The organism is Pseudomonas sp. Z3-6, from assembly GCF_051131985.1.
Taxonomy (GTDB): domain Bacteria; phylum Pseudomonadota; class Gammaproteobacteria; order Pseudomonadales; family Pseudomonadaceae; genus Aquipseudomonas; species Aquipseudomonas zanjanensis.
In genome coordinates this window covers 5,391,919-5,416,349 of record NZ_CP071644.1, presented here as the reverse complement: position 1 = coordinate 5,416,349, position 24,431 = coordinate 5,391,919, and the positions used below count along the sequence as shown (strand labels likewise).

At 62.0% G+C, this 24,431-nt stretch carries 20 protein-coding genes; 9 read left to right on the top strand and 11 right to left on the bottom strand.

What is annotated here, in order from left to right:
• Window positions 1–10: 10 nt before the first annotated feature.
• Window positions 11–811, top strand: coding sequence for a 3-oxoadipate enol-lactonase (gene pcaD, locus J3P88_RS23475; protein WP_434571893.1), 801 nt, complete (start codon window positions 11–13; stop codon window positions 809–811).
• 10 nt (window positions 812–821) lie between these two features.
• On the top strand, window positions 822–1,214 hold the full coding sequence (gene pcaC / locus J3P88_RS23470) for a 4-carboxymuconolactone decarboxylase (protein ID WP_014336968.1): 393 nt from the start codon (window positions 822–824) through the stop codon (window positions 1,212–1,214).
• A 225-nt stretch (window positions 1,215–1,439) separates the two neighbouring features.
• Here the strand turns inward: pcaC and J3P88_RS23465 are convergent, their stop codons facing one another.
• The 4 genes from J3P88_RS23465 to J3P88_RS23450 all read right to left on the bottom strand — a co-directional run bounded on the left by J3P88_RS23465 (window position 1,440) and on the right by J3P88_RS23450 (window position 10,173).
• Window positions 1,440–2,693 carry an OprD family porin gene (locus tag J3P88_RS23465; RefSeq protein WP_434571890.1) on the bottom strand — a complete coding sequence of 418 codons (1,254 nt, stop codon included), beginning with the start codon at window positions 2,691–2,693 and terminating at the stop codon, window positions 1,440–1,442.
• 1,700 nt (window positions 2,694–4,393) lie between these two features.
• Window positions 4,394–5,851: an AdeC/AdeK/OprM family multidrug efflux complex outer membrane factor gene (adeC, locus tag J3P88_RS23460; protein ID WP_434571888.1), complete on the bottom strand. Its 1,458-nt coding sequence runs from the start codon at window positions 5,849–5,851 to the stop codon at window positions 4,394–4,396.
• The gene (emhB, locus tag J3P88_RS23455; protein ID WP_434571886.1) at window positions 5,848–9,012 is read right to left on the bottom strand and encodes an efflux RND transporter permease subunit EmhB; all 3,165 of its coding nucleotides are present in this window, start codon (window positions 9,010–9,012) and stop codon (window positions 5,848–5,850) included. The genes adeC and emhB overlap by 4 nt, the downstream gene beginning before the upstream one ends.
• Window positions 9,013–9,015: 3 nt before the next feature.
• Window positions 9,016–10,173 carry an efflux RND transporter periplasmic adaptor subunit gene (locus tag J3P88_RS23450; RefSeq protein WP_434571885.1) on the bottom strand — a complete coding sequence of 386 codons (1,158 nt, stop codon included), beginning with the start codon at window positions 10,171–10,173 and terminating at the stop codon, window positions 9,016–9,018.
• A 267-nt stretch (window positions 10,174–10,440) separates the two neighbouring features.
• Here J3P88_RS23450 and J3P88_RS23445 point away from each other — a divergent pair, with 267 nt between their 5' ends.
• Window positions 10,441–11,073, top strand: a complete 633-nt coding sequence (locus J3P88_RS23445; protein WP_186704494.1) for a TetR family transcriptional regulator — start codon at window positions 10,441–10,443, stop codon at window positions 11,071–11,073.
• Window positions 11,074–11,444: 371 nt separating this feature from the next.
• Here J3P88_RS23445 and J3P88_RS23440 read toward each other — a convergent pair whose 3' ends face one another.
• The 4 genes from J3P88_RS23440 to J3P88_RS23425 form a co-directional block, all read right to left on the bottom strand.
• Window positions 11,445–12,071, bottom strand: a complete 627-nt coding sequence (locus J3P88_RS23440; protein WP_434571883.1) for a hypothetical protein — start codon at window positions 12,069–12,071, stop codon at window positions 11,445–11,447.
• Between the two features lie 163 nt (window positions 12,072–12,234).
• Window positions 12,235–13,284, bottom strand: coding sequence for an alkene reductase (locus J3P88_RS23435; protein WP_411386715.1), 1,050 nt, complete (start codon window positions 13,282–13,284; stop codon window positions 12,235–12,237).
• A gap of 34 nt (window positions 13,285–13,318) precedes the next feature.
• Window positions 13,319–14,485 carry an MFS transporter gene (locus J3P88_RS23430; RefSeq protein ID WP_434571882.1) on the bottom strand — a complete coding sequence of 389 codons (1,167 nt, stop codon included), beginning with the start codon at window positions 14,483–14,485 and terminating at the stop codon, window positions 13,319–13,321.
• 17 nt (window positions 14,486–14,502) lie between these two features.
• Window positions 14,503–14,805, bottom strand: a complete 303-nt coding sequence (locus tag J3P88_RS23425) for an ArsR/SmtB family transcription factor (protein WP_053182660.1) — start codon at window positions 14,803–14,805, stop codon at window positions 14,503–14,505.
• A 156-nt stretch (window positions 14,806–14,961) separates the two neighbouring features.
• On the opposite strand from J3P88_RS23425, the gene J3P88_RS23420 reads away from it, so the two are divergent.
• Window positions 14,962–15,546, top strand: coding sequence for an ACP phosphodiesterase (locus tag J3P88_RS23420; protein ID WP_186731037.1), 585 nt, complete (start codon window positions 14,962–14,964; stop codon window positions 15,544–15,546).
• A gap of 116 nt (window positions 15,547–15,662) precedes the next feature.
• Here J3P88_RS23420 and J3P88_RS23415 read toward each other — a convergent pair whose 3' ends face one another.
• Window positions 15,663–16,457 carry a lysophospholipid acyltransferase family protein gene (locus J3P88_RS23415; RefSeq protein WP_434571880.1) on the bottom strand — a complete coding sequence of 265 codons (795 nt, stop codon included), beginning with the start codon at window positions 16,455–16,457 and terminating at the stop codon, window positions 15,663–15,665.
• Window positions 16,457–17,212 (bottom strand): L-ornithine N(alpha)-acyltransferase, encoded by a 756-nt coding sequence (gene olsB / locus J3P88_RS23410; protein WP_434571878.1) that lies wholly within the window; start codon window positions 17,210–17,212, stop codon window positions 16,457–16,459. Before olsB ends, J3P88_RS23415 begins: the two co-directional genes overlap by 1 nt.
• Before the next feature lie 146 nt (window positions 17,213–17,358).
• Between olsB and J3P88_RS23405 the strand changes: the two genes are divergently transcribed.
• From J3P88_RS23405 to J3P88_RS23385, 5 genes are all read left to right on the top strand, one after another.
• Window positions 17,359–18,243, top strand: coding sequence for an acyl-CoA dehydrogenase (locus J3P88_RS23405; RefSeq protein ID WP_434571876.1), 885 nt, complete (start codon window positions 17,359–17,361; stop codon window positions 18,241–18,243).
• Window positions 18,244–18,469: 226 nt separating this feature from the next.
• The gene (locus J3P88_RS23400; RefSeq protein WP_434571874.1) at window positions 18,470–19,564 is read left to right on the top strand and encodes a serine hydrolase domain-containing protein; all 1,095 of its coding nucleotides are present in this window, start codon (window positions 18,470–18,472) and stop codon (window positions 19,562–19,564) included.
• Window positions 19,561–19,872 carry an amidase gene (locus J3P88_RS23395; protein ID WP_186730534.1) on the top strand — a complete coding sequence of 104 codons (312 nt, stop codon included), beginning with the start codon at window positions 19,561–19,563 and terminating at the stop codon, window positions 19,870–19,872. Before J3P88_RS23400 ends, J3P88_RS23395 begins: the two co-directional genes overlap by 4 nt.
• A gap of 185 nt (window positions 19,873–20,057) precedes the next feature.
• The gene (locus J3P88_RS23390; RefSeq protein ID WP_186704503.1) at window positions 20,058–20,648 is read left to right on the top strand and encodes a YceI family protein; all 591 of its coding nucleotides are present in this window, start codon (window positions 20,058–20,060) and stop codon (window positions 20,646–20,648) included.
• A 1-nt stretch (window position 20,649) separates the two neighbouring features.
• Window positions 20,650–21,807, top strand: a complete 1,158-nt coding sequence (locus J3P88_RS23385; protein ID WP_186704504.1) for a phospholipase D-like domain-containing protein — start codon at window positions 20,650–20,652, stop codon at window positions 21,805–21,807.
• Between the two features lie 142 nt (window positions 21,808–21,949).
• Here J3P88_RS23385 and bglX read toward each other — a convergent pair whose 3' ends face one another.
• The gene (bglX, locus tag J3P88_RS23380) at window positions 21,950–24,241 is read right to left on the bottom strand and encodes a beta-glucosidase BglX (RefSeq protein WP_186730536.1); all 2,292 of its coding nucleotides are present in this window, start codon (window positions 24,239–24,241) and stop codon (window positions 21,950–21,952) included.
• Window positions 24,242–24,431 lie beyond the last annotated feature (190 nt).

Here is a 24,431-nt window from a genome sequence, read left to right as displayed (position 1 = left end):
GGAGATTGTTGTGGGATTCGTCAAACTCGCCGAGGGCGATCTGAACTACCGATTGGACGGGCCGCAAGACGCCCCGGTGCTGGTGCTCTCCAACTCCCTGGGCACCGACCTGCACATGTGGGACGAGCAGATCCCGGCCTTCAGCGAACATTTTCGCGTGCTGCGTTTCGACACCCGTGGTCATGGCCAGTCGCTGGTGACCGAAGGCCCCTACAGCATTGAACAGCTGGGCCACGATGTGCTGGCGATGCTTGATCAGTTGAACATCGACAAGGTGCATTTCTGCGGCTTGTCCATGGGGGGCTTGATCGGTCAATGGCTGGGCATCAATGCCAGTGAACGCCTGCACAAACTGGTGGTGTGCAACACCGCGGCCAAGATCGGCGACCCGTCGATGTGGAACCCGCGCATCGAAACCGTGCTGCGTGACGGCAAGGATGCGATGGTGGCGTTGCGCGATGCGTCGATTGCCCGCTGGTTTACCCCCGACTTTGCCGAGGCCCAGCCTGCGACGGCGAAAAAAATCACTGACATGCTGGCCGCGACCTCGCCCCAGGGTTATGCCGCCAACTGCGCGGCGGTACGTGATGCCGATTTTCGCGAGCAGTTATCGTCGATTCGCGTGCCGCTGCTGGTGATCGCCGGCACCGAAGATGCGGTGACGCCACCGTCGGGGGCGCACTTTATCCAAGAGCGCGCCAATGGCGCCGAGTACGCCGAGTTCCATGCGGCGCACCTGTCCAACGTCCAGGCCGGTGCTGCGTTCAGTGCGCGGGTCCTGGATTTCCTGCTTGATTCTGGCCGCGCCTGAGGAGTTTCCTGTGGACGAGAAACAACGTTACGACGAAGGCATGCAAGTACGCCGCGCGGTGCTGGGCGATGCCCACGTCGATCGCAGCCTCAATGCCCTGACCGAGTTCAACAGCGAATTCCAGGAGATGATCACCCGCCACGCCTGGGGAGACATCTGGACCCGCCCGGGCCTGCCGCGCCATACCCGCAGCCTGATTACTATCGCCATGCTGATCGGCATGAACCGCAATGAAGAGCTCAAGCTGCACCTGCGCGCTGCCGCCAACAACGGCGTGAGCCGCAGCGAGATCAAGGAAGTGATCATGCAGAGCGCCATTTACTGCGGCATTCCGGCGGCCAATGCCACCTTCCACCTGGCCGAATCCGTCTGGGACGAACTGGGTGTCGAATCGCGGGCTTGAGGTCCATCGCTAATCCCTGTGGGGGGGCAATGCTGTGGGAGCAAAGCTTGCTCGCGATGCAATGCCACACTCACCAGAAATGCCACTGACCCACCGCTATCGCGAGCAAGCTTTGCTCCCACACGGGATCCTCAGTGAGCACAGATTTTGTACTCGGCACTGATCCCTTGTGGGAGCGAGCCTGCTCGCGAAAGCGGTGGTACAGCTTCCCTCCATGCTTGGCTTTTACAGCAAGCTAATCGGATAGCTGACGATCAACCGGTTCTCATCGAATTCATTGGTGCTGTAATCCCGGCGCATTGTCGAGTTACGCCATTTCACATTCAGGCTTTTCAGCACACCGCTCTGTACGGTGTAGGCCAGTTCACTTTCGCGGCCCCATTCCTTGCCGTCATCGACGGTGGCGGTGTGCACGTTGTCGCCGCTGATGTAGCGGTTCATCAGGGTCAAGCCCGGCACGCCGACGGCGGCGAAGTTGAAGTCGTGGCGCACTTGCCAGGATTTTTCCTTGGCGTTGTCGTAGCTGGAGTTGTAGCTGTCGTTCGCCAGGGTGCCGCCGCTGGTGCCGTTGACGCGCATCCAGGCATCATCGCCGCCGACTTTCTGCAGGCCGACGTAGAAGGTGTTGCCGCCATATTTGGCCGAGAGCATGGCGAACGCGGTTTTGTTGTCCAGGTCGCCGGCCAACGCGCTGCCGTTTTCCTTGCCGGTGAAGTAGCCAAGGTTGGCGCCCAGGGTCCAGTCGCCCATGGGTTGGCTGTGGGTCAGGTTGAAATATTGCTGTTGGTAGATGTCGGACAGTTCCGCGTACCAGACGCCGACCTGGGTGCGTTTTTCGTTGAAGGCGTATTCACCGCCACCGAAGTTGAAACGGTCGGAGGTGAACGCGCCGCGGCCGTTCATCGACATGTCTTCCATGCTCGCGTCGTTGCGCGGGCTGTTGCCACGGAACTGGCCGCCATAGAGGCTCAGGCCGCTGATTTCGGTGGAGGTGACCTGGCCGCCGCGGAAGGTTTGCGGCAGGGAACGACCGTCGTCGGAACGCAGGATCGGCAGCACCGGCATCCATTCGCCGACCTTCAGTTCAGTCTTCGAGACCTTGGCCTTGAGGGCCACGCCGAGGCGACCGAAGTCATCGGCGGGGCGACCGTCATCGTGTACCGGCAGCAGTTGTGTACCTGCCGTGCCACGACCGCCGTCGAGCTTGACCGAGTACATGCCCAGCACGTCCACGCCGAAACCGACCGTGCCTTGGGTGAAACCGGACTTGGCGTCGAGGATGAAACTCTGGGTCCACTCTTCAGCCTTGCCTTGGGCATTGTTCGGGTTGGTGAAGTTGCGGTTGAGGTAGAAGTTGCGCAGGTTCAGGGTGGCCTTGGCATCTTCGACGAATCCCGATTCCGCAGCCAGAACGGGCAGGGCGGCGCTGGCCAGGGCGGCGGCGATGAGGCTGGGGAACAGGTGCTGTGTGGGCTTCATGGGCGTTGTCTCTTGTTTTTTTATGGACGAAGCGAGTTGTTGCCGCAACCGTGGGTTACGAACATTGCGGTGGAGCTGGAGGGTTAAAACGATCGAGGATCAGCCGGACGGAGCGGGGCGCAGAGGCATGGCGTCGAACCTGTTGTTATTGGTTTTGTGTGAGGGATGGTGAAGGGCTGCCTGGGATCGGTTCAATTGCCGTTTGCGGGTTTTGGGCGATTATCGAACGGCAAAACGGCCGATTGGATGGACGCATTCCACTGTGTGCGAGCCTGCTCGCGATGGCGGCCTGACACTCCCTGGCGGCCTGACAGTCTTGGCGGAGTACATATCCATTCCTGCGGTAACGGCCGCTAATGGTTCCGCCCAACGGCGGGTCACTTTTGAAGAGCCCGGAAGCCGGCCCAGTCAAAAGTAACCAAAACGCTCCTGCCCCACCACTCGGTGCCTCGCTTAGGCTCGGCATGCCCTCACTCCGGCATTGCTCCGTGGGCCGCCGCGAAGGGCCATCCATGGCCCAGCGCGGCTAACCCGGCATCCATGCCGGGTTACCCACTCCACAATGCCTGCGTTCGGCCATCGTGGTTAACGGGGCGCCCGAGATCAAAGTCCACCGCGAGGCGGCCTAACAGCCGACCTGACTCTCCCGGTCGTACACCCGTCAGATCTGTGGGAGCAAAGCTTGCTCGCGAGGCGGCCTGACAGCCGACCTGGCTCTCCCGGTCGTACTCTTATCTAAATCTGTGGGAGCGGGCTTGCTCGCGAAGGCGGCCTAACAGTCGACCGGGTTCTGGCAGCTGTACTTCGACCCAACTGTGGGAGCGAGCCTGCTCGCGAAGGCGGCCTAACAGTCGACCGGGTTCTGGCAGCTGTACTTCGACCCAACTGTGGGAGCGGGCTTGCTCGCGAAGGCGGCCTAACAGTCGACCGGGTTCTGGCAGCTGTACTTCGACCCAACTGTGGGAGCGGGCTTGCTCGCGAAGGCGGCCTAACAGTCGACCGGGTTCTGGCAGCTGTACTTCGACCCAACTGTGGGAGCGGGCTTGCTCGCGAAGGCGGCCTAACAGTCGACCGGGTTCTGGCAGCTGTACTTCGACCCAACTGTGGGAGCGAGCCTGCTCGCGAAGGCGGCCTGACAACCGACCTAGTTCTGACGGCTCTACTTCAATCCAAGTGTGGGTGTCACAGTCGGTGGTGATGTGGAATTTGCCGGCCTCTTCGCGAGCAAGCCCGCTCCCACAGGAGGAACGCGGTCCCCATCAAGAACCAGGTCGGCTACTAGGCCGCCTCGCGGTGGACGTTGATCTCGGGCGCCCCGTTAACCACGATGGCCGCACGCAGGCATTGCGCAGTGGGCACCTCGGCATGGATGCCGAGGTAGCCGCGCTGGGCCATGGATGGCCCTTCGCGGCGGCCCACGGAGCAATGCCGGAGTGCGGGCATGCCGAGCCCTAGCGAGGCACCGAGTGGTGGGGCAGGAGCGCTTTGGTTACTTTCGCGCTTTTCGAAAGTGACTCGCCGTCAGGGCGAAACCATAAGTGGCCGTTACCGCAGCAATGGATATGTACCCGATCAACAAAATCTTGGCCAGCCGTAAGGCCGCCATCGCGGGCAAGCCTTGCTCCCACATAAGCCAGCGTTAAAAGGTGCACAAACAAAAAGCCCACCTTTCGGTGGGCTTCGTGTTTTTAAGCATTGGATCAGAACAACTTCGTCTCCGGCGCTTTCTCCGCCAACGGCTCGTTCTTGCCCGTCTCGGCATTCCAACCACCGCCCAATGCCTTGTACAGATTGACCTCGCTGGTCAGTTGCGCAAGACGGTCGGTGATCAGCGATTGCTGCGCGCTGAACAACTGGCGCTGGGCATCGAGGAAGGTCAGGTTGCTGTCGACGCCGATGCGGTAGCGACGCTCGGCCAGGCGGTAGTAGTCCTGGTTGGCGGCGACGAAATCGGTCTGGGCCTGCAACTGCTCGTTGTAGGTCTGGCGCGCGGCCAGGCCGTCGGAGACTTCCTGGAACGCGGTCTGAATCGACTTCTCGTACTGCGCGACGTTGATGTCTTTCTGGATCTTCGCGTAGTCCAGGCTTGCTCGCAGGCTGCCGGCATTGAAGATCGGCAGGTTGATCTGCGGCGCGAAGCTCCAGGTGCCCGAACCGCCCTTGAACAGGCCGGACAGGTCCGGGCTCAGGGTGCCGGCGTTGGCCGTCAGGCTGATGCTCGGGAAGAACGCGGCCCGCGCGGCGCCGATGTTGGCGTTGGCGGCCAGCAGGTTGCGTTCGGCCTGGAGAATGTCCGGACGACGTTGCAGCAGGTCCGACGGCAGCCCGGCCGGCACTTCGCTGAGCAGGTCATCGCTCAACGGTTGCGAGTTCAGGTTCGCCGGCAGGCCGGTGCCCAGCAGCAGGGTCAGGCTGTTCTCATCCTGGGCGACCTGGCGAGTGTAGCGGGCCAGTTGCACGCGGGCGTTTTCCACGGCGGTGCGCGCCTGGCTCAAGTCCAGGGCCGAGGCCACGCCGACTTCGGCGCTGCGCGAGGTCAGCTTGAAGCTTTGCTCGTAGGCACCGAGGGTTTCCTGGGTCAGCTTGAGCAGTTCCTTGTCGGCTTGCCAGGTCAGGTAGGCATTGGCGACGTTGGCCACCAGGCTGATCTGGGTGCTGCGCCGGGCTTCTTCAGTGGCGAAGTAGCTTTGCAGCGCTTGCTCGCTCAGGCTGCGAACCCGACCGAACAGGTCCAGCTCATAGGCGCTGATGCCCAGCGTTGCCGAGTAGGAACTGGTGATCGCCGCTTCACCGGTCTGCGATGCCCGCGCCGGTACCCGCTGGCGGCTGCCGGAGCCGGTGGCCGAGACCGCCGGGAACAGGTCCGCGCGCTGGATGCGGTATTGCGCGGCATAGGCATCGATGTTCAGCGCCGCGACGCGCAGGTCGCGGTTGTTTTCCAGGGCGACCTGGATCAGCTGTTGCAACGCCGGGTCATGGAAAAACTGCTTCCAGCCTTGCTCGGCGGCGGCCTGGCCGGGCGCCTTGGCGGCCTCGTAGGCCGGCCCTTGCGGGTATTGCGCCGCAACCGGTGCGTCGGGCCGCTGGTAGTCGGGGATCAGCGAGCAACCGCTGAGCACGACGGCGGCGATGGTCAGGGAGAGTAGCGACTTGCTCATTGGCCAGCCTCTTTGGAAGTTTCAGGAGTGTTGTCCTGGTCGATATTTTTGCGACGACCCATCGACGACACGGTCACGAAGAACAAGGGCACCCAGAAGATCGCCAGGATGGTCGCGGTGAGCATACCGCCGATCACACCGGTACCGATGGCGTGTTGGCTGCCCGAACCGGCACCCGTGGAAATCGCCAGCGGAACCACACCGAGGACGAACGCCAGGGACGTCATGATGATCGGCCGCAGACGCATCCTACAGGCTTCGATGGCGGCTTCCACCAGGGTTCGGCCCTGTTCGTGGAGTTCCTTGGCGAACTCCACGATCAGAATGGCGTTTTTCGCCGCCAGGCCGATGGTGGTCAGCAAGCCCACCTGGAAGTACACGTCGTTGGACAGGCCGCGCAGACTGGTCGCCATCAGCGCCCCGATGATCCCCAGGGGCACCACGAGCATGACCGCGATCGGGATCGACCAGCTTTCATACAGCGCCGCCAGGCACAGGAACACCATCAGCAGCGACAAGGCATACAACGCCGGCGCCTGGGAGCCCGACAGACGTTCCTCATAGGACAAGCCCGTCCAGGAAATACCCACACCGGCCGGCAGCTTCTTGGCGATGGCTTCGACTTCGGCCATGGCTTCACCGGTGGAGTAACCAGGGGCCGGGGCGCCGAGGATCTCCATCGCTTCCACACCGTTATAGCGGGCCAGTTTTGGCGAACCATAGACCCACTCGCCCTTGGCGAACGCCGTGAACGGCACCATGGTCCCGGCGCTGTTGCGCACGTACCACTTCTGCAAGTCCTCGGGGCTCATGCGGGCACCGGGCTGACCCTGCACATACACTTTCTTCACCCGACCACGGTCGATGAAGTCGTTCACGTAGCTACTGCCCAAGGCAATCGACAGGGTGTTGTTGATGTCCGACAGGGTGATGCCCAGCGCGCTGGCCTTCTCGTCGTCGATTTCCAGCTGGTATTGCGGCTCGTCGTTCAGGCCGTTCGGACGCACCTGGGAGAGGATCTTGCTCTGGGAAGCCATCCCCAGGAACTGGTTGCGAGCCTCCATCAGCTTGTCGTGGCCGATACCGGCACGGTCCTGCAGGAACACGTCGAAACCGGTGGCGTTACCCAGTTCCAGCACTGCCGGCGGGGCGAAGGCGAACACCATCGCGTCACGGAACGTGAAGAAGTGCTGCTGGGCGCGGGCCGCGAGCTTGAACACGCTGTTGTCGGCGTTACGCTCCTCCCATGGCTTGAGCATGATGAAGGCCATGCCGGAGCTCTGGCCGCGACCGGCGAAGTTGAAGCCGGTCACCGTGAACACCGACGCCACCGCATCGCCTTCGCCGCCGTCCTTGCTCGGACGCAGCAGGAACTCACGCATCTTGTCCACCACCACCTGGGTGCGCTCGGCACTGGAACCGGCCGGGGTCTGCACCTGGGCGAACAGCACGCCCTGGTCTTCTTCGGGCAGGAACGCCGTCGGGATGCGAGTGAACAGCCAGATCATGCCAACCACGATGAGCACGTAGGCCAGCATGTACGGGGCCTTGTGCCTGAGCATATTGCCCACGCCACGCTCGTAGCTGCGAACGCCACGGTCGAAATTGCGGTTGAACCAGCCGAAGAAGCCGCGTTTCGGTGTGCCGTGCTCACCCTTGGGGATCGGTTTGAGCATGGTGGCGCACAGGGCCGGGGTGAAGATCAACGCCACCAGGACCGACAAGGCCATGGCCGAAACAATGGTGATGGAGAACTGTTTGTAGATCACACCGGTGGAACCGCTGAAGAACGCCATCGGCAACAGCACCGCCGACAGCACCAGCGCGATACCCACCAACGCACCCTGGATCTGGCCCATGGATTTCTTGGTGGCTTCCTTGGGTGACAGGCCTTCTTCGCTCATCACCCGTTCGACGTTTTCCACCACGACGATGGCATCGTCCACCAGCAAGCCGATGGCCAGCACCATGCCGAACATGGTCAGGGTGTTGATGCTGAAGCCGGCCGCCGCGAGGATGCCAAACGTACCCAGCAACACCACCGGCACCGTCATCGTGGTGATGATGGTGGCGCGGAAGTTCTGCAGGAACAGGAACATCACCAGGAACACCAGCGCGACCGCTTCGACCAGGGTTTCAACCACACCCTTGATCGACTCGCTCACCACCGGCGTGGTGTCGTACGGGAACACCACTTCCACGCCTTGCGGGAAGAACGGCTTGAGATCGTCGATGGTCTTGCGCAGGGCCTTGGCCGTGTCGAGGGCGTTGGCACCGTTGGCCAGTTTGACCGCCAGGCCCGACGCCGGGGCGCCGTTGAACTGGGCGCTGACACTGTAGTTCTCACCGCCCAGGCCGACATCGGCGACGTCGCCGACGCGCACTTGCGAGCCGTCCGGGTTGACCTTGAGCAGGATCGCCTTGAACTGCTCGGCGGTCTGCAGACGGGTCTTGCCGATGATGGTGGCGTTCAGTTGCTGGCCGGGCAGGGCAGGCAAGCCGCCAAGTTGGCCGGACGAGACCTGGACGTTTTGCGCGGCAATGGCGTTTTTCACGTCGACCGGGGTCAGGTTGAAGTTGTTCAACTTGGCCGGGTCGAGCCAGATCCGCATGGCGTACTGGGCACCGAAGACCTGGAAGTCACCGACACCGGCAGTACGCGAGATCGGGTCTTGCAGGTTGGACACGATGTAGTTGGCCAAGTCGTCCTTGGTCATGCTGCCGTCACGCGACACCACGCCGATGACCATGAGGAAGTTCTTCACCGCCTTGGTCACGCGGATACCCTGCTGCTGCACTTCTTGCGGCAACAGCGGGGTGGCCAGGTTCAACTTGTTCTGGACCTGGACCTGGGCGGTATCGGAGCTGGTGCCCTGTTCGAAGGTCGCGGTGATGGTCATGCTGCCGTCGGAGTTACTTTCCGACGATACATAACGCAGGTTGTCGATACCGTTGAGCTGCTGCTCGATCACCTGCACCACGGTGTCCTGCACGGTTTGCGCGGACGCGCCCGGGTAGGTCACCTGGATCGCAATGGCCGGTGGCGCGATGCTCGGGTATTGGTTGATCGGCAACTTGAGGATCGATAAAGCCCCGACCAGCATGATCACCAGGGCGATCACCCAGGCGAAAATCGGACGGTCGATAAAAAATTTCGACATGGTTTACTCCCCTTTGCCTTCGGCTGCTTTATCAGCTGCCTGAGCGGGGGCCGGGTTCTGGGTGTTGACGTTGGTGGCTTCGGTGGCTTTGACTTCCACCCCCGGCCGTACGTACTGCAACCCTTCGGTGATCAGGCGATCGCCGGCCTTGAGCCCGTCTTCGATCAGCCACTGGCTGCCGACGGTGCGGCTGGCCTTGAGCTGGCGCAGTTCGACTTTGTTGTCGGCGCCCACGACCATGGCGGTCGGCATGCCCTTGAGGTCGCGGGTCACGCCTTGTTGCGGTGCCAGGATCGCGGCGCTGTTCACACCGGCCTGCAATTGGGCGTGGACGAACATGCCCGGCAGCAGGGTGTGGTCAGGGTTGGGGAACACGGCGCGCAAGGTCACCGAACCGGTGGTCTGGTCAACCGAGACTTCGGAGAACTCCAACTTGCCTTCGTGCGGATACTGGCTGCCGTCTTCCAGGGTCAGCTTGACCATGGCGGCGTTCTCGCCGGCCTTTTGCAGACGACCGCTTTCCAGCTCGCGGCGCAGTTGCAGCAGCTCGACCGAACTCTGCGTCACGTCGACATAGATCGGGTCCAGTTGCTGGATGGTCGCCAGGGCATCGGTCTGGCCGTTACTGACCAGCGCACCCTCGGTCACCGAGGAACGACCGATGCGACCGGAAATCGGCGCATAGACCTTGGTGTAGCGCACGTTGATCTGGGCAGTCTGCAGGTTGGCTTCCGACTCCAGGCGATTGGCCACGGCGGTGTCGTATTCCTGGCGGCTCACCGCCTGTTCGTCCACCAGTTGCTTGTAGCGGTCGGCAATCGACTTGGTGGAACGCAGGTTGGCCTCGGCGCTCTTGAGAGTCGCTTCATAGACAGCCGGATCGATCTGATACAGCTGCTGGCCGGCCTTGACGTCGGCGCCTTCCTTGAACAAGCGCTTGAGAATGATCCCGTTGACCTGTGGCCGTACTTCCGCGACGCGGAACGCGCTGGTGCGGCCCGGCAGTTCCGAGGTCAAGGTGAAGGGCTGGGTCTTGAGGGTTACGACGCCGACCTGAGGAGGGGGAGCAACAGGTGCAGCCTCTTCCTTTTTGCATCCGCTGAGCAGCGATGCCAGGGCGATGGCGGTAACCAGAGCAGTAACAGCTGGCTTGAATTGCATGGAAATCCTCGGGTCCAGGCGCGCAACGGGCGCACTCGAAAGGTGGAAAGGTAAAAAAGCAGCAGTAATTCAATTAGTAGGATGCTAAGAAATATACTTACGTACACGGTTGTTTGTAAACAGCCAAATTGCGTAATATCCGTATTTACAAAAGCCTGACAAAGGCCAGCGTAGATCGGCGACGCGCTCCAAGGGACGTCGCCTCATATTTTGTTCAGCTGATTCTTACGCATTGCTGACCGCATCCTGATTGAGGTGTTTACTGCCATGGTCCGTCGTACCAAAGAGGAAGCCCAGGAGACTCGCAGCCAGATCCTCGAAGCCGCCGAAAAGGCCTTTTTCGAGCGTGGCGTGGCGCGTACAACCCTGGCTGACATCGCGACACTGGCCGGTGTGACTCGCGGGGCCATCTATTGGCATTTCAGCAACAAGGCGGATTTGCTCCAGGCGATGCTCGATACCCTGCACGAGCCACTCGACGAGTTGGCCCGTGCCAGTGAGAGTGAAGAGGAGCTTGACCCGCTGGGCTGTATTCGCAAGCTGCTGGTCCGGTTGTTCCAGCAAGTGGCCCTGGACCCGAAAACCCGACGCATTAATGAGATCCTGTTCCATAAGTGTGAATTCACCGATGAAATGTGCGATTTGCGCCAGCAGCGACGCGAGGTCAGCCTCGACTGCAATGTGCGCATCGCCCTGTCATTGCGCAATGCGATGAAGCGTGGCCAGTTGCCGGATGATCTGGACCCGGAAAGGGCTGCAGTCGCCATTCATGCCTACATCGATGGCATTCTGTACCAGTGGCTGCTGGCCCCCGACAGCTTCGCCCTGGCGGGTGAGGCCGAGCGTTGGGTGGAGATCGGGCTGGATATGCTGCACCTGAGCCCTAGCCTGCGCAAATGAAACAAAATGCGTAATTGCGTCGGTTTGTGTCAATACAGCGCGTAAGGGTGCTTTTATAAACCGACGTTGGCGCGGTTGGTAGGCAATTGGCGGCGAATTTTGTAGGAAATTTGTTTCGCGCTGGTAAACGTGTAGGAATAATTCGCTCGGCAAGGCTGTCCGAACAGGTCAGTAGATACTCCGCCAGATTGCCTTGGCGAGACGGTAATTCTGTTCCCTTAAGACAAATGATGAACCAGTGGCGAGGGAGCTTGCTCCCGCTGGGCTGCGTAGCGGCCCCATTTTGTGAGCGCTTCGCACTCAAGCGGGAGCAAGCTCCCTCGCCACAGATAAGCCTTAAGTGAACAGCATTACCGGCAAGGCTGCATTTTTCAGCTCACCGTGAGTTCCACGGTAAAACCATAAGGTTCTTCATTGGCTGTGCGAGTGATTCGAGTCGTGCATTGGATCGGGCTCATTCCAATGGAGGTTACTTGGTGGATCCGGACGGGTGCCAGCGTTGGTGAAATGACACCGAAGGACGTATTGACGCGCAAACCGAAGTCAAACCGAAAGCCAAATTCTTCATCGCCGAACACAATGAAGTGTTTGAACATGTCCTTATTGCGACTGCCCAGGCGTCGGCTATAAGCAAGATCGAATTTCAACGCTTGGATATCCCAAGGAAGAATCGCTGAAAAGTTCTGCCTGTCCGCATTCGAATGCAGATTGTGTTCACTGACTTCAAAGTCCAGGTCGGTATGATTGATCAACTTAACGACGAGACGAGTGCGGTTCGGGTCGACGCGTTCCTGTTCCCAGGCCTGGATCTGCTTATTGATCTTGTCATTCTGGCTCGCTTTCTCCATCAGCGCCGTGAGCATCGGCTTGTACTCTTGCGTATCGAGCGATCTGAGGTACTGGGACAACACGGCCAACGGTGCCCAGTTGAATTGAGCGGCGAAGACTTCATAAATACTTTTGTCAGCCTGTGGGCTGTTTTCAGGGGTGGCGTTCATTTGAAATCCTTTTCAAAGAGAGTGATTGCAAGACGCTTTGTCTTGTGGCTGGCGATAATAAGAAGGGTTGAAGGGACTTTAGAAGTTTGGATGTTTGACGGGATATTTAGCGCGCATAAAAAAGCCCTGGCTCTTTCGAGGCAGGGCTTTTGTTTTTTACGATTTACATCACTGGATAATCGATATAACCCACCGGCCCCTTGCCATAGAAGGTCTCCGGATGCGCTTCGTTCAGCGGCGCATCGGCTTGCAGGCGTGCCGGCAGGTCCGGGTTGGCAATGAATGGCACACCGAAGGCCACGGCGTCAGCCTTGCCTTCTGCCAGCCAGGCATTGGCGCTCTCTTTAGTAAAGCGTTCGTTGGCGATGTACGGGCCGCCGAAAGCCTGCTTGAGTTGTGGGCCGATGCTGTCTTCGCCCTCCTTCTCACGGGAGCAGATGAAGGCGATGCCACGCTTGCCCAGTTCGCGAGCCACGTAGCTGAAGGTTTCCAGGCGGTTCTCGTCACCCATGTCATGGGAGTCGGCGCGTGGCGCCAGGTGCACGCCAACCCGGCCGGCGCCCCAGACTTCGATGGCGGCGTCGGTCACTTCCAGCAGCAGGCGGGCACGGTTTTCCAGGGAGCCGCCGTAGTTGTCGGTGCGCTGGTTGGTGCTGCTTTGCAGGAACTGGTCGAGCAGATAGCCGTTGGCGCCGTGGATCTCCACGCCGTCGAAACCCGCGGCCTTGGCATTCTCGGCACCGACGCGGTAGGCGTCGACGATGTCGGCGATTTCAGCGGTTTCCAGTGCGCGCGGCGTTGGGTAGTCGGCCAGCGGACGGACCAGGCTGACGTGGCCCTTGGGCTGGATCGCGCTGGGCGCCACCGGGGTTTCGCCGTTCAGGTACGACGGATGGGAGATCCGGCCGACGTGCCACAGTTGCAGGAAGATCTTGCCGCCGGCGCCGTGGATCGCCTTGGTGACGTTGGACCAGCCGCGTACCTGGTCGTTGGACCAGATGCCCGGGGTGTCCGGGTAGCCCACGCCCATCGGCGTGACGGAGGTCGCTTCGCTGAGGATCAGGCCAGCGGAGGCGCGTTGCACGTAGTACTCGGCCATCAGCGCATTGGGCACGCGGCCTGCATCGGCGCGGCAGCGGGTGAGCGGGGCCATGATGATGCGGTTCTTCAGCTCGATGTCGCCGAGTTTGATGGGGTCGAAAATAGTCGCCATGAAAATACAACCTCGAAAGTGGAAGGGTAAACAGTCAACGAGTTGCCGGGGCCAGGTCGGTATTGCCGCCCTGGCGGAAAGTGATCAGGGTGACCAGCAGCGCCAGCACGGCCAGCGCGCCGGCGGCCAGGGGCACGGCAGTCAGGCCCAGGCCTTGGTCGATGACGCTGCCGCCGACCCAGGCGCCCAGGGCATTGCCGACGTTGAAGGCGCCGATGTTCAGGGTGGACACCAGGTTGGGCGCGTCCTTGCCGAAGGTCACCACGTTGACTTGCAGGGCCGGCACGGCGGCGAAGCAGGCGGTGGCCCAGAGGAACAGGGTGATTTCAGTGGGGATCAGCGCCACGCTGGTCCAGCTCAGCACGGTGGACACCACGGCCATGGTGATGAAGACGCCCATCAAGGTGTTTGCCAGGCTCTTGTCCGCCAGCTTGCCGCCGATGATGTTGCCCAGGGTCAACCCGAGGCCGATCAGCACCAGGGTCCAGGTCACGCCACGGGGCGATACGCCGGTCACTTCACCCAACAGCGGAGCGACGTAGGTGAAGAGGGTGAACACCGAGGCGGAGAACAGCGCGGTCATGCTCAGGGACAGCCACAGACCGGCGCCTTTGAGCGCCACCAGCTCCGAGCGCATGTCGAGTTTTTCTTCATCGCGCTTGGCCGGCAGGAAGCGGACCAGGCCGATCAGTGCCACCACGCCGATAACCGTCACTGCCCAGAAGGTCGAACGCCAGCCGGCTTCCTGGCCCAGTGCGGTGCCCAGCGGCACGCCGAGCACATTGGCCAGGGTCAGGCCGGTAAACATCAAGGCCACGGCCGAGGCGCGCTTGTTGGGCGCCACCAGGCCGGCGGCCACCACCGAGCCGATACCGAAGAACGCACCGTGGCACAGGGCCGTGACGACCCGGGCGAACATCAGCACGTTGTAGTCGCTGGCGATGGCGCAGAGCAGGTTGCCGACGATGAAAATCCCCATCAACGCCACCAGGGCGGCCTTGCGCGGCAGCCGGGCGGTGGCCAGGGCCATGAACGGCGCACCGATGGCCACGCCCAGGGCGTAGCCGGTCACCAGCCAGCCGGCGCCGGGAATCGACACGCCCAGGTCGGCCGCCACGTCGGGCAACAGGCCCATGATGACAAACTCGGTGGTGCCGATGGCGAAGGCGCTCAGGGCCAGGATCAGGAGTGAAAGGGGCATGATGGGTCCTTGTCAGGTCAGAGCTCTTGGCTCATTTGCTTGAGGAACTGCTGGATCACGTCCTCGTTGCGTTTGAAGAAGTGCCATTGACCGACCTTCTGGCTGGTGATCAGCCCCGCCCGTTGCAACACCGCCAAGTGCGCAGACACCGTGGATTGCGACAGGCCGCAACGCTGGTCGATCTGCCCGGCGCAAATGCCGAACTCATGGTTGTGCAACTGGTCAGGGAACTGGACCTTGGGGTCTTTGAGCCAGTTGAGGATGTCTCGCCGTACTGGGTGCGCCAGGGCTTTTATTATTTCGTCGAGGTCGAGGGTCATGGTGGCAGGCTCGGGGTGAGTAAAACGCTATATCGCGATGGAGCGAACCTTAAATCGTTACTTTGCGATATACCAATATGGATTTGATCTGAGCGCCGAACAAATCGCTATATCGGGTTATAACGATATGGGCGCGGGAGTGCTAAGCTGCGGGCCATGAACTATCTCGCGCACCTGCACCTCGGCGGCCCTGGCCGGGAACAACTGCTCGGCAGCCTCTACGGCGACTTCGTCAAGGGACCGCTGCAAGGGCTCTACGACCCGCGGATCGAGGCGGCGATTGCCCTGCATCGGCGCATCGACATGTATACCGACCGTCATCCGCTGGTGGACATCGCCCTGTCGCGCTTTTCCACGGTGCGACGGCGCTATGCCGGGATCGTGCTCGACGTGTTTTTCGATCATTGCCTGGCCCGGGACTGGCCGTTGTACGGCGAGGAGCCGCTGCTGGATTTCACGTCCCGGGTTTACCAGGTGCTCGGCACCGAACCGCAGTTGCCAGGACGCCTGGCGCACATCGCCCCGCACATGGCGGCGGATGACTGGCTGGGGTCTTATCAGGAATTCGAGGTGTTGGGGCAAGTACTGCGCGGTATTTCTCGCCGCCTGTCCCGTCCCGAGGAACTGGCCGGGGCGATGCCGGAGTTGATCAGGCTCTATGAGCCGTTGAGCGAAGACTTTCGGTTGTTCTATCCGCAGCTTCAGGATTTTGCGCTGAGCCAGGTCACACCAAATAACTAAATTGTGGGAGCGGGCTTGCTCGCGAAGGCGGTGGATCAGTCAACATCTGTGTTGAATGTGCTGCCGTCTTCGCGAGCAAGCCCGCTCCCACAAGGGATTTTCCACGGGAATCCGGGTCAGGCCGCAATCGCCGCGGGTCGCACCGGCACTTGCTGTTTCTCGGGAATCGCGCCGAACAACGCCTTGTGCACCGCCTGCTGCGCCTGGAAGGCCAGGGCCGCGCGTTCCTGGCCATGGCAGGCAATCGGTTCCAGCAGGTGGATGTGCACCTCGCCCCGATCATTGGCGAACAGGCGCATCAGGTGCGACAGCAAATCATCATCGCCAATGAACGGCGCCAGGGAGTCCGGCTCGCCGTTGCGCAGATAACGAATCGCCACCGGTTGCAAGGCGACATCGGCATCGATCGCCGCCGACAACAAGCGACCGTGGAAGGTGCGCAGGGAACGGCCGTCGGTGGTGGTGCCTTCCGGGAACATCAACAACGGATGGGCCTGTTCCAAGTGGCGACTCATCTGTTTGCGGATCAGTTGGCTGTCACCCGAGCCGCGACGGATAAACAAGCTGCCGGCCTTGGCAGCCAGCCAGCCGGCGACCGGCCAGGTGCGCACTTCGGCCTTGGACAGGAACGACAGCGGCGTGAGCATGCCCAGCAGCGGGATGTCGGTCCAGGACACATGGTTGCTGACCCAGAGCATCGGTCGTTGCGGCAGTTGACCATGGACGGTGACGGTAAAGGGCAGGGCATGGCTCAGCCGGGCCATGAAGAACCGCGACCAGCGCTGGCGACGCACCATGGAGTTGGCGATCCCCAGGCGTTCGAACAAACCGAACACGCTGGCCATGCTCAGCCCCAGCGTCACCACCAGCAAGACTCGCGCGATACGCGCGTACACCCGCAACCGACTCATCACACCGCTGCCTTGAAGTGACGGGCGTAGCGCGGGCAGAGCTCGTCGCGCTTGAGCAGGATGAACACATCGGCCACCTGGAAATCCTCGTCCCAGCACGGCTCGCCGCAGATCTTCGCGCCCAGGCGCATGTAGGCCTTGAGCAGCGGAGGCATCTCGGCAATGACGTTGGACGGCACGTCCAGGGTCGGCAGTGGTTTTTTCGGCACGGCTTGCAGGTGTTCGGTGCACAGGTAGCGTTCGCGCAGGCGCTGCATGATCGCCTGGGCCTGTATGCCGCCATCCTGCATCGGAATGCTCGCGCAGCCCATCAGGTAGCTGTAGCCGCCTTCGTTCAGGACTTCGGCCAGCTCGCCCCAGAGCACCGCGATGGTGCCACCGTTGCGGTAGGCCGGGTCGACGCAGGTACGGCCGATTTCCAGGATTGGGCCCTTGAGGTGGACCAGGCCGTGGAGGCTGAACTCTTCTTCGCTGTAGAACCGGCCCAGGCTGCTGGCGGCCTGGTGGTCGAGCAGGCGAGTGGTCGCCACGAGACGGCCGGTGTTCAGGTCGCGTACGCCGATGTGGGCGCAGTGAACATCATAGTCATCCATGTCCAGACCGATTTCCGCGCCTTTGAGCTTGGCGTTGAACTCACCACTGAAGACGTTGAAGCGCAGGGCCTGGGCTTCTTGCAAGGCGTGGGCGCCGACCAGGCGTTCGGCTTGCAGGCGGCGTTCATTGCCGGTGTCGCTGATGCGGGCGATCTGAGTCATAGCGAATCTCCGTGCGGGCTGTTCAGTTGCAGCCTGTCGACTTTCTTTATGCAGCCATGTTGTGCAAAGTCAGGCTATGTAGCCCCGGTGTCATCGCCATGAAGCTTTGGTGATGCTTATATGACAGCCCTCAAGGAGTCCGCCCAATGCCCTGGCACACCCTGATCGAACATGGCGAGCGCTTGCCCGCCCATCCGGACCTGGCCGAAGGTTATGCCGCGTTGCTGCAACGCCTGGGGCCGGTGACGCCGTTCGAGCTGGCCGTGCTTGGGGCTCGGTCGATGGCCACGCCGGGGCTGGCGTTCCTGGTGGGCTACCAGGCGGCACTGCGAGTGCTTTGGCCCAGCGCGCCGCAGAGCCTCGGCGCCCTGTGTGCCACTGAGCAGCGCAGCGTGCGGCCGGCGGACATGCACACCCGTCTCGACGATTTGCGCCTGAGCGGACGCAAGGATTTCGTCACCGCTGGCGACGCCGCCGAATGGCTGTTGATTGCTGCCCGCTGCGAAGCGCCCGGTGAAACGCCACGGCTGAACCTGGCGGTGGCCTACGCAGGCGAGCCCGGCGTGACCTTGGAGAAACTGCCCGCCATGGGCCTGATGCCCGACATCAGCCATGGCCGCGTGCTGCTCGACGGCGCGTTGTGCGAATTGCTGGCGGGCGATGGCTGGGACGCCTACGTCAAACCGTTCCGCACCCTGGAAGACCTTTATGTGCTCAGCGCGATGACGGCCTGGTTGCATGGCGTCGGGCAGGAGTGCGCCTGGCCCCAGGCGTTGCAACTGCGCCTGCTGACATTGCTCGCCGGCTGTGCGGAAGTGAGCCGGCATAACCCTTCGAGTGCTGCCGGGCATGTGCTGCTGGGCGGGTTGTTCGCCCAGTTCCACGGGCTCGACGGTGAACTCGACGCTGCCCTGGCCGGCGGGCCTGCGACGTGGCGCGAGCTGTGGACGCGGGATAAAGGCGTGATGGACATTGCGGGAGGGGCTCGGGCCAAGCGGTTGGCCAAGGCGTTGGAATCTTCATCGGGTTGAAGGGCCTCATCGCGGGCAAGCCTTGCTCCCACAGGTGCAATGCCAAATGACAGTCTGCTGAAGACCTTTGGGAGCAAGGCTTTCGCTAGACCTTTGGGAGCAAGGCTTTCGCTAGACCTGTGGGAGCAAGGCTTGCCCGCGATGGCGTCAGCACTGTCGACACAAGTCCCCAAACTGTCATCAAGTCTGAATAGGCTCCGAAGGTTCAACCCTGCGAGCCCCAAGTATGTCCAAAGGCTGGTTCCTGATTCCGCTGTTATTGCTCAACCTGAGCGCCCACGCCGAAGACTGGCCCGGCGAGCAATGGCCAAGCGGCCCGACGCCGAGCGGGCCGGCCATCGAAGCCTTGGCGCAATACGCCTTCCCACCCCGGGACGATGAGAGCCGCGAGGGCATCCGCACCGATGCGCTGCTGGTGATCCAGGACGGTCGGCTGGTCTATGAACGCTACGCCGGACCAACCACCGCCCAGACCCCGCACCTGACCTGGTCGATCAGCAAAAGCCTGCTGGCGACGGTATTCGGCGTGGCCTATGGCGAACAGCGCTTTGCCCTGGACGATCCGGCCGCCAAGTACTATCCGCCGCTGAACCGACACCCGGGCCTGACCCTGGCCGATCTTTTCCATTGGGCGTCCGGCCTCGACTGGCAGGAAGGCTACGAATACGCGCCGCTGAAGTCATCGGTGGTGGCGATGCTCTACACCCGCGGGCGTCATGACATGGCGGCGTTTACCGCGCAGCATGAAAGCTTCAGTCAGCCTGGGCAGGCGTTCCGTTATTCCAGTGGTGACAGCAACCTGTTGGCGGCGGCCCTGAAAAATATCGTCGGCCCGGCACGTTATCCCGATTACCCCTGGACCGCTCTGTTCGAACCCTTGGGCATCCGCTATGCCACCTGGGAAACCGACGCCAGCGGCACGTTCGTGGGGTCGTCCTACGCCTACCTCACGGCGCGGGATTTGGCGCGTGTCGGCTTGTTGATGCAACGGGACGGCCGCTGGGGCGAACGGCAGCTGATTCCCAAGGCTTGGGTCGCGTTCAGCCGTGAACCGTTCGTGCACTTCCAGGCCGGCCAGGATGAAGCCGTGCCGGGCGGGCACTGGTGGCTCAATCGCGCCGCCGATCCGACGATCCACCCCTGGCCCGACGCGCCGCCGGACACCTTCGCCGCCCTGGGCCATTGGGGCCAGGCGCTGTACGTCATTCCCAGCGCCAAACTGGTGATCGTGCGCTACGGCGACGACCGCGACGGCCGCTATCGCCATAACGAACTGCTCAAGCGGGCCATGGCGGCGTTCGCCGGGACGGTGCAGCCATGAGGCGCAACGTGTTGCTGACTCTGCTGTCGGCGGTGCTCATCGCCCTGTTCAGTTGGATGTGGCTGGAGCGGGTGGCGTTGCGGGCCTTTCCCGACATCATTAGCGCCTACACCGCCAAGGAATACTGCTCGTGTCGCTATGTGATGGAGCAATCGGCGGACTACTGCCGTGGCTATGTGAAGCAGTCGGTGCCCACCAGCGACTTTCTCGAGACCGCAGACGCGAAACGCATCACCGTCAGCGGGTTGGGGCGTAGCAACAGCGCGCGGTGGATGGGGGAGCGGCAGGGGTGTCGGTTGGAACCCTGAGCTGACTGTTGAGGGCAAGCCTTGCTCCCACAGAAACCCTCTTCACCCAGGGAGCCTTGCTCCCACAGATGAAACCCTTCACCTCAGGTTCTCTGCATTCCTGGGCAGTTGTTGAAACAGACAGTTTGCAAGCGCCCTCGGCCCGGTTAAGGTTCGCCACAGGTTTATCTACCCTCCGAGTGCATATGTTCAAGCGGTTCTTCCCACGCGTGGTCGCCAGCGTGCTGCTGGCCTGCGCAGCGCTGCCGGCCCAGGCCGACTGGTACCTGGACGGCGAGTCGTCGCGGCTGTCGTTTATCAGCAGCAAAAACGGCAACATTTCCGAGGTCCAGCGTTTCCTGGTGCTGCACGGCCAAGTCCAGCCCGACGGCTTGGCGCGCCTGGAAGTGGAGCTCGAATCCATCAACAGCGGTATCCCCCTGCGGGATGAGCGCATGCGCGCCGAGCTGTTCGACATCAAGCAATTCGCCGAGGCCACGGTCACCGCCAAGATCGACCTGATGCCGATCCAGGACCTGGCCAACGGCGCACAGCTGGAACTGCGCCTGCCGCTGACGGTGAACCTGCACGGCAAGCAGCATGAATATCCCGTTGAGTTGCTCGCGACGCGCCTGGATGAGCGTCGCTTCCAAGTGGTGACCCTCGAACCGGTGGTGCTCAACGCGGCGGATTTCGATTTGGCGCCGGGCCTGGAAAAGCTGCGCAACCTGGCCGGGTTATCGGCCATCAGTTTGTCGGTGCCGGTGAATGCGGTGCTGATTTTCACGGCGCGCTGACATGAGCGGCCCGGTCTTTCCCTGGCGTGAAGGCAATCGCTTCGAGCTGTTGGTCGACGGCCCGGAATTCTTTCCGCGCATGCTGGTGGAAATCGCCCGTGCCCGGGAACAGGTCGAGCTGGAACTGTACCTGGTGGAGGCGGGGGCCTGCGCCGAAGCAATGGTCCAGGCACTGGTCCAGGCCGCCGAGCGTGGCGTTCGCGTGCGCTGCCTGTTCGATGACTACGGCAGCCTGGCGTTTACCCTGGCCCTGCGCAAGCGTCTGACCGAGGCCGGGGTGGAGTTGCGTTTCTACAATCGCCTGAGCTGGCGGCGCTGGGTGCGCAATCTGTATCGGGATCATCGCAAGCTGTTGTTGGTGGACCAACGCCTGGCCGTGGTCGGTGGCACCGGGGTGACCGATGAATTCTGGAACCCCCTCGACGACCGCAGTGAGTGGCACGAAGTGATGGTGGAAATCGTCGGCCCGCTGGTGCTCGACTGGCAACTGCTGTTCGACCGCCAGTGGCTCGCCAACCGCCATCGGCGTGCCTGGAAACCGGCCTCCAACTTCGGCTTGCCGCGCCTGCCTCGCGTGCCGCCGGTGGGCGAGGGCATGGGCCGGGTGGCGTATGCCGACGCCCGTCAGCATCGCGACATCCTGCAATCGCTGTCCCGGGCATTGAACAGCGGCCAGAAACGCATCTGGATGGCAACGCCGTACTTCCTGCCGACCTGGAATGTGCGCCGCTCCTTGCGCAAGGCCGCCGCCCGCGGCATCGATGTGCGCCTGCTACTGACCGGCCCACGCACCGATCACCCGTCCGTGCGCTACGCCGGGCACCGTTACTACCCGCGACTGCTCAGGGCCGGCGTGCAGATTTACGAGTACCAGCCGTGTTTCCTGCACTTGAAGATGGTGCTGGTGGATGACTGGGTCAGCATTGGTTCCTGCAATTTCGATCACTGGAACCTGCGTTTCAACCTGGAAGCCAACCTCGAAGCCTTGGACTCCAAGCTCAGCAGTGCCGTGGCGGCCAGTTTCGAGCGGGATTTCGCCCAGAGCCTGCAAGTCAGCCTCGACGCCTGGCAGCGCCGACCGCTGTGGAAGCGGTTCAAGCAGCGGCTGTGGGGGTGGGTGGATCGGTTGGTGGTGAATCTGCTGGATCGGCGGGGTTAGGCGCAATCCTTGAAAACACATGGAACCCCATGTGGGAGCGGGCTTGCTCGCGAAGGCGGTGTGTCAGCCGACTCAATTGCTGACTGATACACCGCCTTCGCGAGCAAGCCCGCTCCCACAAGGTTATTGCAGTGTTGTTGGGTCAGAGCAACTCAAAACTCTGCTGTTTCACATCCTGGGAGTCCAGGCCGATCTGCACGTTGAACTTGCCCGGCTCCGCGGCGTACTTGAGTTGGGCGTTGAAGAACTTCAGGTCGTCTTCGGTGATGGTGAAATGGATGACTTTCTTCTCGCCGGCCTTGAGCATCACCTTGCGGAAGTTCTTCAGCTCCTTCACCGGGCGGATGATCGAGCCGGTCACGTCCTGGATGTACAGCTGCACCACGGTCTCGCCGTCACGCTTGCCGGTGTTTTCCAGCGTCACGCTGGCATCGAGCTTGCCGGTCTTGTTCAGCGTGGTCGACGACAGCGCCATGTCCGACAGGCTGAATTCGGTGTAGCTCAGGCCGTAGCCGAACGGGTAGAGCGGGCCGGTGGTGTCGTCGAAATACTGCGAGGTGTAGTTGCCCGGCTTGCCCGGCGTGAACGGCCGGCCAATGCTCAGGTGGTTGTAGTAGGTCGGAATCTGCCCTACCGAGCGTGGGAAGGTGATCGGCAGCTTGCCAGACGGGTTGTAGTCACCGAACAGCACGTCCGCGATGGCGTTGCCGCCTTCGGTGCCGCTGAACCAGGTTTCCAGGATCGCATCGGCCTGCTGCTTTTCTTCCAGCAACGACAGCGGACGGCCGTTCATCAGCACCAGCACCAGGGGCTTGCCGGTGGCCTTCAGGGCCTTGATCAGCTCGCGTTGGCTGGCGGGGATGTTCAGCTCGGTACGGCTCGACGATTCATGGGACATGCCCCGGGACTCACCCACGGCGGCCACCACCACGTCGGCGGACTTCGCGGCCTTCACCGCTTCGTCGATCAGCACTTGGGCCGGGCGCGGGTCATCCACCACTTCCGGGGCGTCGAAATTGAGGAAGTTCAGGTAGTCCAGGACCTTCTTGTCGCCGGTGATGTTGGCGCCACGGGCGTAGATCAGCTTCGACTCACCGCCCAGAGCGCGGGTCATGCCGTCGAACAGGGTGACCGACAGCGCCGGGCGGCCGGCGGCAGCCCAACTGCCCATCATGTCGATGGGGGCCTTGGCCAAGGGACCGACCAGGGCGATCTTCGCGGTTTTCTTCAGGGGCAGGGTCTGGTTGCGGTTTTCCAGCAGGACCAGGCTGCGGCGCGCCACATCCCGGGCATCGGCGCGGTGCATGCGGCTGTCGGCGTAGACGTCGGCGGGGTCATCCTCGGCCTTGCCGATGCGCAGGTACGGGTCCTTGAACAGGCCCATGTCGTACTTGGCCGCGAGCACTTCGCGCACTGCATTATCGATGTCGCTCTGCTCGATCTCGCCAGCTTTCAGCAGCCCTGGCAACTCCTTGCCGTAGAGCGAGTCGTTCATGCTCATGTCGATGCCGGCCTTGATCGCCAGCTTCGCCGCTTCGCGACCGTCCTTGGCGACGCCGTGCTTGATCAGTTCGAAGATGGCGCCGTGGTCACTGACCGCGAGGCCCTTGAAGCCCCATTCCTTGCGCAACAGGTCGTTCATCAGCCAAGTGTTGGCCGTGGCCGGCACGCCGTTGATGGAGTTCAGCGCGACCATCACACCGCCGGCACCGGCGTCGATGGCGGCGCGGTAGGGCGGCAGGTAGTCCTGGTACATTTTCAGCGGACTCATGTCCACGGTGTTGTAGTCCCGACCGCCTTCCACGGCGCCATACAGGGCGAAGTGCTTGACGCTGGCCATGATGCTGTCGGCAGCGTTGGCCCCGGTGCCCTGGAACGCCTTGACCATCACCCCGGCAATGCGCGACACAAGATAAGTGTCTTCGCCGAAGCCTTCTGAAGTCCGGCCCCAGCGCGGGTCGCGGGAAATATCGACCATGGGCGCGAAGGTGATGTCGATGCTGTCGGCCGCCGCCTCCTTGGCTGCGATGCGGCCGGAGTGGTAGATGGCGTCCATGTCCCAGCTCGAAGCCAGGGCCAGGGGGATCGGGAAAATCGTGCGGTGGCCGTGGATCACGTCATAGGCGAAGAACATCGGGATCTTCAGCCGGCTGCGCATGGCCGCGTCCTGCATCGGACGGTTCTCATCGCGGGTGATGGAGTTGAACGTACCGCCGATATTGCCGGCGGCAATTTCCTTGCGAATCATCTCCCGGGGCATTTCCGGGCCGATGCTGATCAGGCGCAATTGGCCGATCTTCTCTTCGAGGGTCATCTGCTTCATCAGGTTACTGATGAACGCATCCTTGTTCTCCATGGGGGCGGGCAGGTTGTCGGCTAATACGGAGTGACTGGCCAGACTGACAAACAGGCCCAGCAAACACAGCTTCTTCATGAATAATTTTCTCGCAAGCCTAAAGGGCGGTGATCAAGACACGCCGGTCAGCCAAAATGTGAGGAGCGGCTATTGTTGTTCAGTTAAATGCAGCAGACTTTCGAACCCATTGGGCTGAACTTAGTTTCGCACTGCGCATCTTTTAGCCCATCGGCCCGTTTCAATCCAGCGCGACGGCAGATTATGCCCC

Bases quoted from the DNA above. Each gene is read 5' to 3' on its own strand.
- J3P88_RS23465 (WP_434571890.1), bottom strand. From the start codon at position 2,693: ATGAAGCCCACACAGCACCTGTTCCCCAGCCTCATCGCCGCCGCCCTG.
- adeC (WP_434571888.1), bottom strand. From the start codon at position 5,851: ATGAGCAAGTCGCTACTCTCCCTGACCATCGCCGCCGTCGTGCTCAGC.
- emhB (WP_434571886.1), bottom strand. From the start codon at position 9,012: ATGTCGAAATTTTTTATCGACCGTCCGATTTTCGCCTGGGTGATCGCC.
- J3P88_RS23450 (WP_434571885.1), bottom strand. From the start codon at position 10,173: ATGCAATTCAAGCCAGCTGTTACTGCTCTGGTTACCGCCATCGCCCTG.
- J3P88_RS23445 (WP_186704494.1), top strand. From the start codon at position 10,441: ATGGTCCGTCGTACCAAAGAGGAAGCCCAGGAGACTCGCAGCCAGATC.
- J3P88_RS23440 (WP_434571883.1), bottom strand. From the start codon at position 12,071: ATGAACGCCACCCCTGAAAACAGCCCACAGGCTGACAAAAGTATTTAT.
- J3P88_RS23435 (WP_411386715.1), bottom strand. From the start codon at position 13,284: ATGGCGACTATTTTCGACCCCATCAAACTCGGCGACATCGAGCTGAAG.
- J3P88_RS23430 (WP_434571882.1), bottom strand. From the start codon at position 14,485: ATGCCCCTTTCACTCCTGATCCTGGCCCTGAGCGCCTTCGCCATCGGC.
- J3P88_RS23425 (WP_053182660.1), bottom strand. From the start codon at position 14,805: ATGACCCTCGACCTCGACGAAATAATAAAAGCCCTGGCGCACCCAGTA.
- J3P88_RS23420 (WP_186731037.1), top strand. From the start codon at position 14,962: ATGAACTATCTCGCGCACCTGCACCTCGGCGGCCCTGGCCGGGAACAA.
- J3P88_RS23415 (WP_434571880.1), bottom strand. From the start codon at position 16,457: ATGAGTCGGTTGCGGGTGTACGCGCGTATCGCGCGAGTCTTGCTGGTG.
- olsB (WP_434571878.1), bottom strand. From the start codon at position 17,212: ATGACTCAGATCGCCCGCATCAGCGACACCGGCAATGAACGCCGCCTG.
- J3P88_RS23405 (WP_434571876.1), top strand. From the start codon at position 17,359: ATGCCCTGGCACACCCTGATCGAACATGGCGAGCGCTTGCCCGCCCAT.
- J3P88_RS23400 (WP_434571874.1), top strand. From the start codon at position 18,470: ATGTCCAAAGGCTGGTTCCTGATTCCGCTGTTATTGCTCAACCTGAGC.
- J3P88_RS23395 (WP_186730534.1), top strand. From the start codon at position 19,561: ATGAGGCGCAACGTGTTGCTGACTCTGCTGTCGGCGGTGCTCATCGCC.
- J3P88_RS23390 (WP_186704503.1), top strand. From the start codon at position 20,058: ATGTTCAAGCGGTTCTTCCCACGCGTGGTCGCCAGCGTGCTGCTGGCC.
- J3P88_RS23385 (WP_186704504.1), top strand. From the start codon at position 20,650: ATGAGCGGCCCGGTCTTTCCCTGGCGTGAAGGCAATCGCTTCGAGCTG.
- bglX (WP_186730536.1), bottom strand. From the start codon at position 24,241: ATGAAGAAGCTGTGTTTGCTGGGCCTGTTTGTCAGTCTGGCCAGTCAC.